The sequence below is a fragment of the Micromonospora sp. NBRC 107095 genome, assembly GCF_030269705.1.
GTDB classification, from domain to species: domain Bacteria; phylum Actinomycetota; class Actinomycetes; order Mycobacteriales; family Micromonosporaceae; genus Micromonospora; species Micromonospora parva.
This window is the reverse complement of record NZ_BSTU01000007.1, coordinates 341083-356417: the sequence shown is the minus strand read 5'-3', so window position 1 is coordinate 356417 and position 15335 is coordinate 341083. Positions and strand designations below refer to the sequence as shown.

The following is a 15335-nucleotide window of genomic DNA, read 5'->3' as shown; positions in this document are numbered from 1 at the left end:
CCGCACCCACGCCGCGCCCGTCACTCCGGGCCGAGCGGTGGCAGCGGAGGGAGGCTGCTGGGAGGCATGCTCGTCTGCCCCGAGATGCCACCGTTGTGGCGCCGTAGGTACTCCCGAAGGGTATGGATCATGCCCTCGGTGGTCGAGCCCGAGACACCCTCGATGTGGAGCTGGTCGGTGGCGGAGATACCCATCACCAGCTCGATGGCTGGCCGTCCGGCGACCATGAGCCGCAGGGTCTGCCTGCCGGTCACGTGCACGATGCTCCCGGTGGCCGTGGCGATCGGGATCGCCGTCGGGTTCTGCGGCATCGGCTGGCCGGGGGGCGGCACCTGGTTTGCCGGCGGAAGGAAGAAGTTCACCCGGTCACTGGCGGTCTCCAGGCCGTCCACACTCTGCAGGTGGTATTCCTTGGTCGCGTCGCTGATCGTCGCGCCGGTCCGCATGTCGAGGATGGACTCGTAGGTCAGCAGCCGATAGTTCGACAGGTAGACGACCAGGATCTTGTAGAGCGAGGCGCGCAGGACGCCGTCGGCACCACGGGCGATCTGGTACGGGATCTCCGGCGGCAGACCGTGGAAGACCAGAAGGTTCTCGCCCCACTTGAGGGTGACTTCGCCCGGGTGCCGGTTCAACCTCCGACGACCGGCGTCCGCCGCGTAGTTCTCACCCTCCTGCAGCCAGCCGTCCATCTGACTGTCGGTGGCGCGGGGATAGGCCGCGGCGACCGCCGAGTTGTAGGCCGAGTACGTCCCGGCGAGCTTGATTCCACCGAAGATGACGGCGGCACCGCCGCCGAGGATGCCCAGGCAGCCGAGGCACGCCAGACCGGCCAGGCCGCTGTCGGCGGAGGCACCGACGAGCGACAGCAGGCCGACGACAAGGAGCAGGCCGCCGCCGCCGAGCGCGATCAGGGCCCCGACGTACGAGGGTTTCTGCGGCACCAGGTTGAAGTACTTGTGTACCAACTCCTGCCGACTGGGGTTCTGCGTCGTGTGGTTCTGTGTCATGCCACTCATCCCATGGATCGCCGATAGAGGTTGCGCCAGGTCAGACACTCCGTCGCCGGGACGTGGCTGACGATTTCGATCGCGTGGCCGGTCGACACGCGGCTTGTGGCCTGGTCGTGGTGGCTGTCGCGACCTGACACCGGCAGGCTGCGCAGGCCGTAGTAGTCCTCACGGACCAGCGCCAGGAGCGCCTGCGCGTGTGCCGAGCCCCGGTCGAGGCGGCATGCCTCGCCCAGCAGCCGTTCGATGCCGTCGATGACCTCGCCGGAGTGGTTCGCCGGGCGGACACCTTGGAGCAGCACGAGTGCCCAGTAGTAGTACAGATCCGAGCTGCGGCGGTGCCGGCTGTGCAGATCGGGGAGCCGGTCGAGAGCCGCGGTGTAGCGCCGGGCGTCGAGGGACCGCAGCATCGCGACATAGTCGGGGTCTCCGGCGAGCGGGTCGGCGAGCACGGTGGCGAGCCACGGCGCGCACCTGACGATGGTGTCGTTGGGAATGATCCAGGCGGAGCGCTCCGCGAGCGACCTGTCCGCACTGACGACCATGCCGACGACGAGTCCCGTGGCCGCGTCCGTGGCGGCACCGCCACTGAACCCGGGCTCGACCCATGCCGTATGGCCGTGCACGGCGTCGATCTGGAGCCATTCGCCGGTGCGACTCGGGCCTGAGACCCGCGCCTGGCTGCGGCGTCCTTCCTGGCCGCGGTCCGGAAGCCCGAAGAGGTCGAGGATCGTTCCCGGAGCGGGCCGGGTTGCCGGTCCCATCGGCGCGACGGCGTCCGCCGGGTGACCAGCGATGTCGATCGTGGCAACGTCCGGAACCGGGTTGACGTCGCTGTCAAAGGCGCTGGGCACGTCCACCGCGCGGATGCCGGGCAGCGAGGCGACCCGGCACTGCCGTTGGCCGGGTGCGATGAGGTGGGCGCAGGTGAGCGCGCGGGTCGGTGTGACGGCGAAGCCACACCCCGTGCTGGCGCCGGTCACCTCCAAGCGCCACACCTCGTCGACACCGGTCATGGCGTGCGGGTGTCCGTGGAGTCGTCGCGGCGCCAGAGCAGCTCAACCGAGATGTTGCCCTCCACGGCGGAACGGGCGATCACCGCACCCACCTCGGTCGTCAACTTCACCCCGAATCCGATCTTGATCTCGTCGGGGCTCGATGCTCTGCGCAGGTCGGCGAGCACGGCTTCGGCCGCGTCACGGATATGAGTCAGATTCGCCTCGAAGAATTCGCGTGCCTCCCGGACGCCATTCACCCGCCTACCGGCGGGAGTCGAGCCTCGACGCTCCTCCTCCACCTCGACAATGACCGAGGTGCCGTCACGGACAACAAATCTGACAAGTTCGGTTTCCGGCATCGTCCCCCCAGGATTGGGCTCGACCATACCAAGATGGACAGTTGGCAAAGACACCCGAACGTTCACCGTCAATCGACGCACGGTCGCCGCGTCCGAGCCGAGTCACCACATCGGACGGATCGGCGATAGCGGCCCCACCCAACGCCTCGGGCATGACGTACGCCGATCGACCATGGTGACCCGAACGGCCTCTGTGGACGCGGGAGCCCAGCTCGATCCAGGTGTCTGTCGCATCTGTCGTCAGTGACCTGCCAGCGCTCCCGGTGGGGAGATGACGCCTCCCGCCGGGCCGGCACCGCGCTGCTTCGGTTCGCCTATCAATACGTCGGCCAAGCGTTTTCCGCTCAGCTCGCCGGGGCCCGATGTCCGTCTGTCTTGTTTACGACAGAGGCATTCCGTCGTGAGAAAAGAACGCGCCGATGTCGCGGCCGCTGTCGAGACCATCCAGGAAGTGCGGAAGCAGATACTCCACCTGTCGCGGCGGCACGAGAAGCCCACGGACCTCGCTGCGCCGGAGCACGGACGCACTTGCCATCGGGATCCTCGCAACCTGATTCGGCGAGCAGTGACGTTGGCCAGCGCCACGAGGTTGACGTGCCCCGACCCTCCGCAGCTTCGTTGATCATCCCTGGCATCATTCGCTCTCGTGTCAGCAGCGATCACGTTCAGCGCCGAGCACGGCCTGTGGATGCTCCCCCATGGGCAGCGCCGCGTCGACTGCGCGACGTGGGTGAGAGCACGGTTCAGCGAGTTCGTCGAAATCGAGCTGCTGCGCCAGGGCTGCGGGAGTCGGGACGAGTGGATCGACGTCGTCGTGGCGCTCGTCCCCCGACCGGACAACGACTACAACCCCAAGGCGATCTCGATCGCCCAGCCGATCACGTACGGCGGGTCGTACCGGGACCGGCACATGGCCTTCGTGTACGACGCCGACCACCGCTTCGTCGGAGGAGACCGCTTCCACGATCTGGCGGAGTGGGCGCAGCCGGCGGAGATCGGTTGCCATGCCCGGGTGAAGGCCGGTCGGTCCGAGGGCGAGTTGCAGCTGTGGGTGCCCGGACCCGAAGCGGCACTCGCGCTCATAGACGACTTCCTGAGCCGTGGCGGGACCCCGGCGGGTCGTGCAACGGACCGCACTCTCGTCACGTCCGTGCTGGCCGCGCAGGCAAGGGAGCACGTTCCGCCGGCACGGGTCGAGCAGGCCGTGCTGCTCGAAGCGCAAGCCGAGGGCCACGTACGCCAGTGGCGGTCCACACCCGGCGACGTCTCTCCCACGCCGCTGCGCGTCCAGCAACGGTCCGTGTTCGGCAACCACCTGGTCTACGTCGTCAACCAGGCCGGAGGCCGCCTCGGGCAGCTCAAGGACGGGGTGCTGTTCCTCGACGACGAGCGCCACCGGCGGACGGCTCTGGACGCGCTCGAGCGCGCGGGCATTCCGCAACACGATGCGGTTGTCGGGGACTGGTTTCCCGACGCGGTGCTGGTGCACCGGGGTGCGCGATGGCTTCTCACGCCGCGTGGCACCGGGCCTTCGATGGGCTGGTACGACCCCGAGACCGAGGTTCTTCACGTCCACGCCGACGCGTACCGGGAGCCCGCCGAGATCCTCCTGCGGCGGCACGGCATCGTCCCCGTCGCCACTCGCTGGGCCGCACCCGATCCCGCGCAGTTTCTCCGTCACCTCGGTGTCACCGACCGGTACGCGACCGAGTCACGCCGGGCGTCGGACCTGGCCGAGCAGCAGGTGTGGCGGATGTGGGCCCGGCACCGGAACGTGTTTCCCAACGGGCTGGGCGAGCTGTCGCCCCTGCGGTGGACCGACGAGAAGCAGAACCGGATCTTCGCTGAGAACGACACCTACTGGCTCCACCACGACAGCTACTACCTGCGTGACCTGGAGTCCCTGTTCGGCCCGCACGACCACGGCGAGTACCAGCACGGTCAGCAGCCCGTTCCCTGTCGCCTCTGCGGCCGGGACGCACTGACCGCAACTCGTCGCGACGAGCCGGGAGCCCGGCCGCTCGCGTACTGCTCCGGGTGCGCCCGGAAGGCGGTGAAGGGGTTCCTGGTCGACCACGGCGCGGACGAGCCGTGGGAACCACTGGCCCTGTGGTGCCTGCAGCAGCTCGCCGTGGAGTTGGGCGGCCCGCCCAGCCAGGCGCAGATCCCCCGGTTGGTGGCGACTGTGGAACCGGCCGCCACCGATCACGCCATGCTCGTCCGTATGCACGTCCCCCGGGCCCGGGTCCGCCGTGCGGCCGCCGGCGCCGAGCAGCGCGCTCCGCTCATCTGGGCGGACTGGCTGAAGCGGGCGGGGCTGCTCGGAGACGGTGTGCAGTTGGCCCGTGGCACCGTCACCGTCGCCTCGGACGGCCACCTGTGCCGGTCCCTCCTGGAGCGGCACATCGACGACTTCCTGACCGTGAACGGCATTGCCCACGAGGTCGAGCCCTACTGGCCCTATGATCCCGACCTCAACACCACGGGCCTGCGGGCCGACTGGCTGCTCGACGACGGCACCTACGTCGAGGCCTGGGGTCTCCCGGACGAGCCGGCCTACGCGCACAAGATGACGCGGAAGATCGAGCTCGCGGCTCGCACGGGAATTCGCCTCGTCGGCGTGACCTCGGCGGACCTCGGCAAGCTGCACGACGTCTTCGCGTCGTGGATCATCGGTGAGGCACGGCCGGTGCCGGGTGCCCTCTTCGGCGGGCCAACCGATCCACGGCTTGAGCGGCCCAGGAAGCCCGGTTCACCGGCACCCCGCACCACCAACCCCGACGCGAACGCCGCGACACGTGCCGCGCGGCTTGAGCGCTGCCGGCGGGCGGTCGCCCTTCAGGAGGAGGGGATGAGCCGCGCCGCGATCGCTGAGGAACTGGGGATGGGACCGGATGCCGTGAAGGCCCTTCTGCGGGACGGGAAGTTCTACGCGGCCCCCGACTCCGATCCCCCACGTCGTCAACTGGCCCTCGACGCCTACCAGGCCCGGAGCAGCGGCATGACCAAGGACCAGTTCCGGCAGGCGCGGGCTCTCGCGCCCCCGAAGGCGCACGAGTGCTGGAAGGACGCCGACGTTCTGTTCGAGCGCCACGCGGGCTGACGCGTGCGGGGGACGAGCGGGCGGGCAGGCCGGGCCGCCACCCGCAGCCGGTGTCCAGCCGGACGACGGCCGGCAGGGCGGTCGGCTCAGCGTGCCGGCTCGGCGGGGAGCCGGTGCCGGCGGATCAGCCGCTGCCCGATGAAGGTCCGCCAGACCCGGTCCGCGACGGTCGGTTCGACGATCCAGAGCCGACGCTGCGCCTCGGCGAGGGTGAGTGGCGCGCTGAAGAGGTCCAGGAACAGCCGGCTGCTGCGGTTGAGTGCGAACACCTGACCGTCGACCCGGCGGAACAGGTGCCGGTCGGCCGGGAGGTCGCCCGGCGTGCCGTCCTGCTCGTCGGACCGGATTCGCCGGTACGCCTCCCAGACCTGCTCGTCGTCGCGCTCCACGAAGGAGCCGTTGGCGAGGAACTCGGTCTGGTCGTCGGTGTCGTGCCGGACCCGGTCGTTGGCGAGGACGCCACGCACCGCGGTGCCGTACCGGTCGTGGTAGAAGAACGTGTGCGGGGTGTCGGTGCTGCCCAGCCACGGACGGTGGTAGTGCCCCGGGTTCAGGCCCGCCTTGGCCTGGGCGACCTCGGCCTGCGCCGCCTCGGTCACCGGCTCGTCGTACTTGAGCATCCGGACGATGTCGGAGCCTTCCACCGGCCGCACGTTCGTGATGCCGAACCGTTCGGGTTCCTTGGCGACGATGGCGCCCGGGGTCAGCATGAAGTCACCGAGCCCGCCGAGGGTCCACAGGTCCGGGTTGTCGCGCAGGAAGGTGACGCTGTCCAGCGCCTCCTCGCGGGTCTCGGTGGGGAAGCCGGTGAAGCCCATCATCTGCACCCCGATGTTGGCCTTGGTCATCGCGGTCATGGTGCGGCGTACCTGTTCGGGTTTGGTGCCCTTGTCGATCAGGTCGAGGATGCGTTGGTTGCCGGATTCGAAGCCGACCGAGATGGCCACGCAGCCGCTGCGCCGCAGCAGTTCGCAGCGCTCGTCGGACCAGTACTTCTCCAGCCGGATCTCGGCGCCCCAGCGGAAGTCCAGCCCTCGCTCGACGACCTGCTCGGCGAAGCGCAGGATGGTTGCGGGGGCGAGCACGTCGACGGAGAAGTAGATGAACTTGGCGAACTTCGACAGCTCGGTGACGTCCGCGATCATGGTGCCCACCGTGTCCTGTCGCCAAGGGCTGGTGGGACCGTCGGTGTTCAGTCCGTAGTCGCAGAACGTGCACTTGTTCCAGTAGCAGCCCCGGGTCGGCGAGTAGTAGACGAACTTCTCCGGGCTGAGGTAGAGGTCCCAGGGCAGGCCGGAGAAGTCCGGTACCGGCACCTGCGCCAGGCGTTCGTAGCGCAGCGGCAGGTGACGCTGGCGGCCGTACCTGGGGTGCAGCCGGACGTTGGGGTGCCCGGCCGGCAGGGTGCCGGTCGCCACCGCGTCCAGGATCTCCGTGTACGCGCTCTCCCCCTCGCCGACCACTATCGCGTCGAAGTCGGCGAGCACCTGGAAGACGTACTCGGGTTTGCTGGCGCACTTCCAGACGTCGGAGATCTCCGTGCCCCCTGCGATGAGGAAGACGTCCGGGCAGGCCTGCCGGACGAGTCGGGCGATCCACAGCGCGAACGGCAGCTGCCACTGGTAGGTGGCGCTGATGCCGATCACCTGGTGCCCGCCTGCGGCCAGCCGTGGAATCAGCACGTCCTCGTAGTACGGCAGGAAGGGCCGGTTGAGCCGGGCGAGCAGCGCCTCGTCGGTCAGCGCGGCCACCGAACCGATCGAGATCATCGGCGGTGGGTGGAGTCGGAAGCCGGCGTGGAACTGCCCGGGAAACCCGACCGAGCCGAGCGCGTCCATCCAGGAGATGACGCCCTCGACGGCGTCCTGGTAGTGCCGGTAGTCGTAGAACAGGGTCGGATCCTGCAGCACGCCGATCGACCGACGCAGCCGCTCCGGATCCGGGTCGGGCAGGCCGAGCTGGTTGGCCCGGGCCATCAGCGCGTCCGGGCCGCTGAGGTCGTCGATCGAGAGCCGGGACAGTTCCCGCCGCAGCCAGTCGTACGCCGACGGGGTGTACGAGTGGTGGAACGCCTCGATGTTGGCGTCGATGATCTCCGCCGGCTGGTGCCCCTGGGCCCGGGCGTACGAGTCGAGGTAGTTCAGGGAGTGGTATCCCGAGGTGGGATCGGTCAGCGGGGGGTAGATCAGTGCCGCCTTCACCGTGCCGCTCATCGACGCCTCCTCAGCCGACCCGGGCCGCTGGACCGGCCAGGGTGCCCTCCTGCGCGCGCGTGCCCACGGTGGGCAGTCGCGGGGAACCGAACGCCTTGACGTACGCGACCAACGGTTCGGCGGCGTACCGGAACGCCGCAAGGTCGACGAAGCCGCGGTCCCACGCCGCCGCTTCCAGCTCGTCGACGGGACAGCCCCACAGCCGTGCGAAGCACGCGTCGACGATCTCGGTGCGGAAGTGCAGCCGACCACCCGGGCGGCGACGCCCCGTGGTCCGTGGGACGAGCGTTTCGTTCAGCGACGCCGCGGTCGCCGCGACCTGCCGCGCCGCGGTGAGCAACGCGGGGGTACGCAGCGGCGCCGCGACCATCCACAGCGCCAGGCTGCGGTACGGCGTGGTGCCGAACGCGCGCACCAACACCCGCAGCACCGCCTCGCGGTCGTCGAGATCCCGTTCCCGGTCGGTCAACCAGTCCCACCCGCTCGCCGGCGCACCGGTCAGCCCGCGTCGGCGGGCCACCTCGCTGGCGCGTTCCTCGACCGCCGGGTCGGTGCTGTCGACCTCGGCCAGCCCGGCCAGCACTCCCCGCCGGTGCCAGGTGGGCGACTCGGGATGCAGCAGCATCAGCACCGCGGCGGCCTCCCGGTCGCTGGTCCAGTGCCCGCCGACCGATTCGCCGGCGAACCGGGAGCGCCAGCTGTCGAGGAAGCGGGTGTGCAGGTTGTCGATCGGTTGGTCGCCGGGGTGCGCCGGGCACAGCTCGGGGGCGTTGTCCGCGGCCATCGACAGCAGCAGCCGCGCGTCGGCGCCCTTGGCGTCGCCGGGGTCCCGCCGGTGCCACGCCAGGAACCGGTCCACCACGTCTCTCGCCTCGGGTGGCGCGCTGCGTTCCAGCGCCCGGTACGACCGTCGCCGGAAGGGCAGGTCCCGGCCGATGTTCAGCAGCAGCACCGCCTCGGTGTCGCTGAGCACGCCGGCCGCGACGGCGCGGCGCAGCGCGACCCGGATGTTCACCAGCGGGACGCTCAGGGCGCGGTGGCCCTCCTCGGCGGGGCCGTGCACCACGGCCACCTCGTCGTCGCCCGTGACGACCCCGTCGCGGTAGAGCTGGAAGACCTCGCCCACGCCACGCATGCCGAACGGCCACAGCTCGGCGGCGCGCAGTGCGCCCATGCTGGCCGCGCCGGCAACTGTCACGCCACGGTCGAGCAGGTCGAGGATCTCGCGGTGGCGGACCGGCGGGTGTTGCAGGAAGAACCCGTCGACGACGAGGACCCGGTCGCCGGGGGCGACGTCCAGGCGGAGCAGGTCGCCGTGCGCGACGGGGGGCAGCACCACCGCGTCGGGCAGCAGCCGACCGACCTCGTCGGCGGGCAGGCTCGGGCCGATGAAGACGACGTCAGTCACGGGGCACCCCCGGTCGGGTACTCAGCGCCCGCTCGTCGAACATCCGCAGGCCGGGGGCGAACACCTTGCTCACCGCGATGCCGATGTCGTCGTGGGTGAGGTCGACGCTGAACGGCTCGACGCCGGTGACCCGCTGCACCCGGGACGCCAGCTCGCGCAGCACCTGGGTCACGTCCCCGACCGGTGGCGGATTCGGGCGGACCGGCCGGGCGGGCCGGTCGACGGTGGGCGGTGGCACCGGCGGCGCGCTGACATCGTGGTACGCGGTGGCGTCGATGTCGTCCCGGGCTCCGGAGACCATGACGAGGCGCGACTGTGCCGCCTCCGCCATGGCTCGACCGACGGCGATCTCCGGGTCCACGTGGCAGCCGAAGCCGCCGAAGGTGACCGGCAGGTCCTCCGACCAGATCGAGGCGGCGTAGCAGGGCACGTCGACCGCGTTGGTGATGTCGCAGACCTCCACCCAGCAACCGGCCCGCACCAGCGCGTCGTGCACCGTGCGGGTCATCGCGTTGGTGGCGGTGCCCGGGTCGGCGTAGGTGCGCTCGGCCAGCGGTGCGGTGCAGTACGGGGCGATGCAGTCGCGTTCGACGACCTCCAGCAGAGCGTGCAGGCTGGCCTCGGCGAAGGTGTTCCCGGTGGCCAGCCCGTTGCTGCTGGGGGTGAACAGGGCGCGGTCCCAGCCACGCCGGATGGTGAAGTCCAGTTCGATGGTGGCGCGCGGCACCAGGCAGTGCGCACCGGTCACCAGCCCACGGCCTTCCACCCAGTCGAGTTCGACGGCAGGGGTCAGTGGTGACCGTTCCGCCAGGTGCAGCCACCGGACGTCGTACGGCAGGTCGAGCGCCTCGGCCGGGGACCGGACGACGGTCCCCGGCCGGAGGTTCTCGGCATGCCAGGACTCGATGCTCTCCATGACCGCGCTGACCCGGGCCTGCATCGCCGTGGCGCCGGTGCCGACGCTCACCGCCATGGTGGCTCCCACCGGCCGGTAGGCGACGTGCACCGGTAGGCCGATCTCGTCGAGCCGGGTGATGTCGGCGACCCGGGTGATCCGGAACCGGTCGAGCAGGTGTCCGACCCGCTCCCAGGTCTGCTCCACGGTGGCCGTCCGGTAGGTGCCGGATCGGAAGGCGATGGTCTCGGTCGTGTCAGTCATCGAGGCTCCCGGCGAGGGGTGGGGAACTCAGAGGATGAGGACGGCGATGATGTTGACGTTGTTGTCGGCGATGGGGGCCACGCCGCCGGCGACCGTCTCCAGCTCGGCCTCGGTGAGCTCGTTGAGGTCGACCAGCGGCACCTCGGGCACGTGCAGGATGTGCAGGCCGGGCGTGCCGGCCCAGTCGGCGACGATCTGGTCCTTGGTGTAGAGCGTGGCGGGCTGGGCGCGGTCGACCTCGACCCGGGCGCCGGGGGTGACCGGCAGGCCGGCCGCGGTCGCGTAGCCGGTCGGGTCGGCGAGCAGGCGCTGCAGTTCCTCGTCGCTGCGCCACACTGCGGTGACCAGTTCCGAGTATTTGGTCACGAACCTCGCGCCATATTCCTGTTCGTCGTTGCTCATCGTTCGGTCCTTTCCTCGGGTGGCTGCAAGACGGGGTGTGATCGTCGTGGCGAGAACGCTACGAAGATCGAGCTTCGACAATCAATGTTTTTGACTGTCTGCCATCAGAATCTGCCGTGCCGGCGAATGGGCGGCAGACTTCGGTGTCAGGTGCAGCAGCACGGGCAGCAGCAGGCGCAGCTGGGGTCCAGCCCGGCGACGACGCTGTCCAGTTCGTCCTCGGCCAATTCCGCCTGAGCCACCGGCAGCAGCGACGGCACGAAGAGCACGAACGTGCCGGTGCTGCCGGCCTGCTGCCAGGACTCGATCTGCACCTCCAGGTCCGGATCGGCGTCGGTGACGTCCCGGACGACCCGGACCTGCACGTCCTCGGACAGCTGGAGCCCGTAGCCGGCGAGGAAGCCGCGCGGGTCCCGGTCGAGCGCCTGCTCCTTGGCCGGGTCGGCCCAGACGTCGGCGACCAGCCGGCTGTACGCGGCCACGAAGACCGCTCGATCGACAGGTGTCACACCCTGCTCCCTTCGATGGTCGGCCGCCGATGGCGGCGACAGGCAGCGCGGGAGGGTCCGGGCCGCCGGTTTCGCTTCATCGTGGGTCACCGGTGGATCCGGTCAGCTCAGGGAGCGGGAATTTCATCGAATGTGGCCGCGAAAAGGTCGCGCTGCGGCGAAAGCCGGGTAATTGGGAATCAGCGAGTTGCGGCGGATGGTGATCCTAATGATTGTCACCACTGTGGACAAGTAGTAATTCCTCGCCTTTCACCCGCCCGGTGCCCGCACTTACGCTGCGATCGGCGGACCGCCCAGCGTGACAGCGGTTCGACGGGGTTGCCGTGTTCCGTCACCGAGTGCTGCCGGAGGCCACCGTGACCATCGACGAGGTGACGACGACGTCCGGTGCTCCGGTCGGGTACAGCGTGGAGGAGCTGGCCCGCAAGGTGGGGATGTCGCCGCGCAACATCCGAGCCCACCAGGCGCGGCGGCTGCTGCCCCCGCCGGTGCGCCGCGGTCGGGCCGCGCTCTACGACGACTCCCACGTCCGTCGGCTGGACGCGATCCTGGCCCTGCAACGACAGGGTTTCAACCTGGTGTCCATCGAGGCGATGCTCGGGGTCCGGGCCAGTGACGACGCGCCCGACGGGCTCACCGCGATGCTGCAACGGCTGACCGCCGACCGCCCCGCGTTGGCCCACGCGTTGACCCGGCACGGCGTGATCGGCCGGACCACCGACGGCACCGTCCGCACCGTCCGGCCGCGTCCGCTGCGCGCCGCCCTGGACCTGCACCGGGTACGGGTGGGCACGGTACCGGCACTGCAGACCCTCAGCGAGGTGCTGGACAGCCTCCGACCGGTCGCCGACGAGCTGGTCGCCGCCGTCACCGCCCGGCTGCTGACCCTCGCTCCGGAGCTGGTACGCAGCGACGCCCGGTCGTCCTGGGCCGACCTCGACCGGGAGACCCTGTTGCTCACCCAGGGCGTGGTCAACGTCCTCACCGAGGCGTTCCGACTGGCGGTGGAGAACCAGTCCGAGGCACATATCGCCGAGCTGCTGGAAAACCACCTCGACGCGGACGTGTGCCTGGAGGACAGCACCGTCATCGACAACGGCTGACCGGACCGTCAGCCGGTCGCGGGCTGACCGTCCGCCTGTCGGCTCTCCGGCACGGCGTCGGACCGTTCCGGTTCGGTGAGCAGTTGCCGCCGCGCCAACCGGTGGAACAGCCCGTCGGAGTCGCCCATCAACTCGTCGAAGCTGCCCCGCTGGACGATCCGCCCCGCTTCGAGGACCACTATGCTGTCCGCCGCGCGGACCGTGGACAACCGGTGGGCGATGACCACCCGGGTCGCGGCCAGCGCCGCGGTGCTGCGGCTGACCACCTCCTGCGTGCGGTTGTCGAGGGCGCTCGTCGCCTCGTCGAGGAAGATGATCCGGGGTAGCGGGGCCAGCGCGCGGGCGATCAGCACCCGCTGACGTTGCCCGACGGAGAGCGTCCCGCCGCCGAACGGCACCATCGTGCTCATCCCCATCGGCAGCGCCTCCAGGTCGTCGGCGAGGCCGGCCATCCGCGCCGCCTCCCAGACCTGGTCGAGGGGGAAGCTGCCGGCGCCGCAGATGTTGTCGCGTACCGAGCCGGCGAAGAGCTGACCGTCCTGCAGGACCACTCCGCACTGCCTGCGGACCGCGTGCACGTCGAGTTCGGAGAGGTCCTGCCCGTCGTAGAGCACGGCGCCCTGCTGCTGGCGTTCGAAGCCGAGCAGTAACCGCAGCAGCGTGGACTTTCCGCAGCCGCTCGGCCCGACGATGGCGACGAACTCGCCCGGGCGGATGTGCAGGTCGATGTCGACGAGCACCGGCGGCTCGTCCGGCTGGTAGGCGAAGGTGAGCCGGCGCAGCGCGATCTCGCCGCGTAACTCGCCCGGGTCCACCCGGTCCGGCCGTGCCTCGGGGTCAGCGCGCAGGATCTCCCGCAGGCTGCCCAACCGGGGCACCGCCGCGATCACTTCGACCCCGGCCGACACCAGCACCAGCAGCCCGCCCAGCAGCATCGCGAAGCCGACGTTGAGGATGAAGAAGTCGGCCGGCGCGACCCGGCCGGCGAGCGGCCCCATCAGCACGGCGAACAGGACCAGTTGACCGGCTACCGGCAGCACGGTGCCGAAGGCGACCAGGCCCGCCTGACTCTGCCGGACCCGTTGCAGGGCCGCTCGGGCCGTCGCGGCCACCTCCGACCAGCGCGCGTGGGCACGGCTTTCGGCGGCCGCCAGTTTGATCTTGACGATGCCGCCGAGCAGTTGATTGGTCATCGCCGCCGCTCGGTGCTCGGCCGGCAGCGCGGACCGTTGCTGGTGGACGATCAACACGGCGAACCCGCCGAAGGTCAGCATGGTGACGGCGACGATCCCCGCTGCCCAGAGCCCGAGCACCGGCTCGACCACCAGGAGCATGCCGAGGGTCACCGCGACGGTCGCCGCCGCCGTGACGAGCTGCGGCAGCAACGCGCTCAACGCCTCACCGACGAACGAGATCCCCAACATCGAGTTGGCGATCTCGCCGCTGCTGCGACCGGCGAAGAACCGGGCCGGTAGCCGCATCAGCCGATCCCAGATCGCCAGCTGCGCCCCCGACTGCATCCGGCCGTCCAACCGCAGCAGACGCAGGTTCTGCACCACACCCACCAACCCGGCGACCACCGCGGCGCTGAGCATCAGCGCGAGGAACCCGACAAGGCCGGTCACCTCGCCCTGCCGGGCCAGTTGACCGAGCACCTCGCCGGTGGCCAGCGGCACGCCCAGGCCCAGCACCGCCACGCAGGTGGCGGCGAACACCAGGCCCCGTACGTCGCCGGACGCACCGACCAGCCCGGCCCGCAGCAGGTGGCGCATCCGGGCGGTCGGCGGCAGCGGCGCCTGCACCTCGGTGGCCTCCGCGGCGAACGTGGCGGCCACCATCGCGTCGACCGGGCCGTACGCCCGGGTGTCCGGGTCGACGTGGTGGTAGCGACCACGGCGGAACACCAGCGGCACCGCGACGGCGCGCTGCGGGTCGTCGCCGGGCCGCCACCCCACCAGCGGCCCCAGGTCGCGACGCCACCACCGGTCCGGCAGCCGCACCTCCCGCAGGAACAGGCTGGACGCCCGGGTCACCGCGTGCACCGCCGCCCGGTCGTCCAGCGGCGCACGGCTGCGGTCGGCCGGCTCGTTGATCGGGCTGCCCATCCCCTCGGTGACCACCCGGAGCACCGAGGCCGCTCGCCCGTACCGGTCGAAGCCGGCCTCGCCGTCGGGAACCGGAACCACACCGCCCGCACCGCCCGCACCGATCACCCCGATCGAGCGGCGGGCCGCCGCGGCGAGCACCGCCGCGTCGGCCTCCCGGCGCCGCTGCACGGCACCCAGCACCGCCGCGTCGGCCTCCTCGATCCGGATCTCCACCATTCGCAGCAACCGGGCCACATGCTGGTCCACCGCCGACCGGAGCTGACCGTTGACCAGCAGGTCCCAGCTGCCGTGGCTCTCCACCGCGCACGCCGACTCGGCCACCACCCAGTCCCGCTCGGCGACCAGCAGCAGCTCCCGCTCCCCCGACATCTCCGCCGGGCCACCGTCGTTGCGTCGCAGTTGCCCACCGGCGCTGCGCAGCCACCACGCCCCACCGGTGGAGGTGACGGCACTCCCCTGCGCCAACGAAATGATCTCGCGTCCCTGGAGGGTGGACGCCTGCCGGGGCGCCTGCCCGCGACGCAACGCGTCAGCGACGGCGACCAGCACAAGATCCACCGCCGCCACCAACTCCGTCGCGGCGACGCGCGCCCGTAGCGACGCCCCCTCGTCCGCCACCCGGCCGAGCCGAACATGCCGTTCCAGCACCGACAGGTGACGCCGGGACAGCCCGCGCAGCTCCGTTCCGGGCAACGGCACCAGGATCAACTGCCACGCACCGATCGCGGTGGACGTCGGGACCAGGCCACCCGCCGGCAGCCGGGCCACGTGGTGCCGGCGCGAGGGGCTCATCCCGGCCCGGCGTACCGCGAAGAGGTCGGCCTCACCGCCGGTGACCAGCCAGCCCGCCGCCGGGCCGTCCAGGCGACACACCTGGCGTACGCCGTCCGAGCAGAAACCGCTCAGGCCACCGGCCGGGGGATCCTCCACCGCGCCACTCATCAGCGTCTCCTCGGATCGTCG

11 protein-coding genes are annotated in these 15335 nt (G+C 70.7%); 2 read left to right on the top strand and 9 right to left on the bottom strand.

The features are described 5' to 3' along the window. Window positions 1–20: 20 nt before the first annotated feature. Genes QSK15_RS29965 through QSK15_RS29955 form a run of 3 tightly spaced genes read right to left on the bottom strand, consistent with a single transcriptional unit; the run spans window position 21 to window position 2394 of the window. Window positions 21–1010, bottom strand: a complete 990-nt coding sequence (locus QSK15_RS29965) for a hypothetical protein (RefSeq protein WP_285797392.1) — start codon at window positions 1008–1010, stop codon at window positions 21–23. A 5-nt stretch (window positions 1011–1015) separates the two neighbouring features. Beyond that, the gene (locus tag QSK15_RS29960) at window positions 1016–2026 is read right to left on the bottom strand and encodes a S1 family peptidase (RefSeq protein WP_285797391.1); all 1011 of its coding nucleotides are present in this window, start codon (window positions 2024–2026) and stop codon (window positions 1016–1018) included. Continuing rightward, on the bottom strand, window positions 2023–2394 hold the full coding sequence (locus QSK15_RS29955) for a CU044_2847 family protein (protein WP_285797390.1): 372 nt from the start codon (window positions 2392–2394) through the stop codon (window positions 2023–2025). Before QSK15_RS29955 ends, QSK15_RS29960 begins: the two co-directional genes overlap by 4 nt. A gap of 619 nt (window positions 2395–3013) precedes the next feature. On the opposite strand from QSK15_RS29955, the gene QSK15_RS29950 reads away from it, so the two are divergent. Then, on the top strand, window positions 3014–5470 hold the full coding sequence (locus tag QSK15_RS29950) for a hypothetical protein (protein WP_285797389.1): 2457 nt from the start codon (window positions 3014–3016) through the stop codon (window positions 5468–5470). A gap of 86 nt (window positions 5471–5556) precedes the next feature. On the opposite strand, the gene QSK15_RS29945 is transcribed toward QSK15_RS29950, so the two are convergent. The 5 genes from QSK15_RS29945 to QSK15_RS29925 all read right to left on the bottom strand — a co-directional run bounded on the left by QSK15_RS29945 (window position 5557) and on the right by QSK15_RS29925 (window position 11161). Further along, window positions 5557–7683 (bottom strand): B12-binding domain-containing radical SAM protein, encoded by a 2127-nt coding sequence (locus QSK15_RS29945; RefSeq protein WP_285797388.1) that lies wholly within the window; start codon window positions 7681–7683, stop codon window positions 5557–5559. Window positions 7684–7693: 10 nt separating this feature from the next. Next, window positions 7694–9091, bottom strand: a complete 1398-nt coding sequence (locus tag QSK15_RS29940; protein ID WP_285797387.1) for a TfuA-like protein — start codon at window positions 9089–9091, stop codon at window positions 7694–7696. Further along, on the bottom strand, window positions 9084–10250 hold the full coding sequence (locus QSK15_RS29935; RefSeq protein ID WP_285797386.1) for a YcaO-like family protein: 1167 nt from the start codon (window positions 10248–10250) through the stop codon (window positions 9084–9086). The genes QSK15_RS29940 and QSK15_RS29935 overlap by 8 nt, the downstream gene beginning before the upstream one ends. Window positions 10251–10277: 27 nt before the next feature. Then, window positions 10278–10652 (bottom strand): class IIb bacteriocin, lactobin A/cerein 7B family, encoded by a 375-nt coding sequence (locus QSK15_RS29930; RefSeq protein WP_030328340.1) that lies wholly within the window; start codon window positions 10650–10652, stop codon window positions 10278–10280. A gap of 146 nt (window positions 10653–10798) precedes the next feature. Then, on the bottom strand, window positions 10799–11161 hold the full coding sequence (locus QSK15_RS29925) for a hypothetical protein (RefSeq protein ID WP_130401942.1): 363 nt from the start codon (window positions 11159–11161) through the stop codon (window positions 10799–10801). 323 nt (window positions 11162–11484) lie between these two features. Here QSK15_RS29925 and QSK15_RS29920 point away from each other — a divergent pair, with 323 nt between their 5' ends. After that, window positions 11485–12264 (top strand): MerR family transcriptional regulator, encoded by a 780-nt coding sequence (locus QSK15_RS29920; RefSeq protein ID WP_279518678.1) that lies wholly within the window; start codon window positions 11485–11487, stop codon window positions 12262–12264. Between the two features lie 8 nt (window positions 12265–12272). Here the strand turns inward: QSK15_RS29920 and QSK15_RS29915 are convergent, their stop codons facing one another. Next, window positions 12273–15314: an ATP-binding cassette domain-containing protein gene (locus QSK15_RS29915; protein WP_285797385.1), complete on the bottom strand. Its 3042-nt coding sequence runs from the start codon at window positions 15312–15314 to the stop codon at window positions 12273–12275. Window positions 15315–15335 lie beyond the last annotated feature (21 nt).

Bases quoted from the DNA above. Each gene is read 5' to 3' on its own strand.
- QSK15_RS29965 (WP_285797392.1), bottom strand. From the start codon at position 1,010: ATGACACAGAACCACACGACGCAGAACCCCAGTCGGCAGGAGTTGGTA.
- QSK15_RS29960 (WP_285797391.1), bottom strand. From the start codon at position 2,026: ATGACCGGTGTCGACGAGGTGTGGCGCTTGGAGGTGACCGGCGCCAGC.
- QSK15_RS29955 (WP_285797390.1), bottom strand. From the start codon at position 2,394: ATGGTCGAGCCCAATCCTGGGGGGACGATGCCGGAAACCGAACTTGTC.
- QSK15_RS29945 (WP_285797388.1), bottom strand. From the start codon at position 7,683: ATGAGCGGCACGGTGAAGGCGGCACTGATCTACCCCCCGCTGACCGAT.
- QSK15_RS29935 (WP_285797386.1), bottom strand. From the start codon at position 10,250: ATGACTGACACGACCGAGACCATCGCCTTCCGATCCGGCACCTACCGG.
- QSK15_RS29930 (WP_030328340.1), bottom strand. From the start codon at position 10,652: ATGAGCAACGACGAACAGGAATATGGCGCGAGGTTCGTGACCAAATAC.
- QSK15_RS29915 (WP_285797385.1), bottom strand. From the start codon at position 15,314: ATGAGTGGCGCGGTGGAGGATCCCCCGGCCGGTGGCCTGAGCGGTTTC.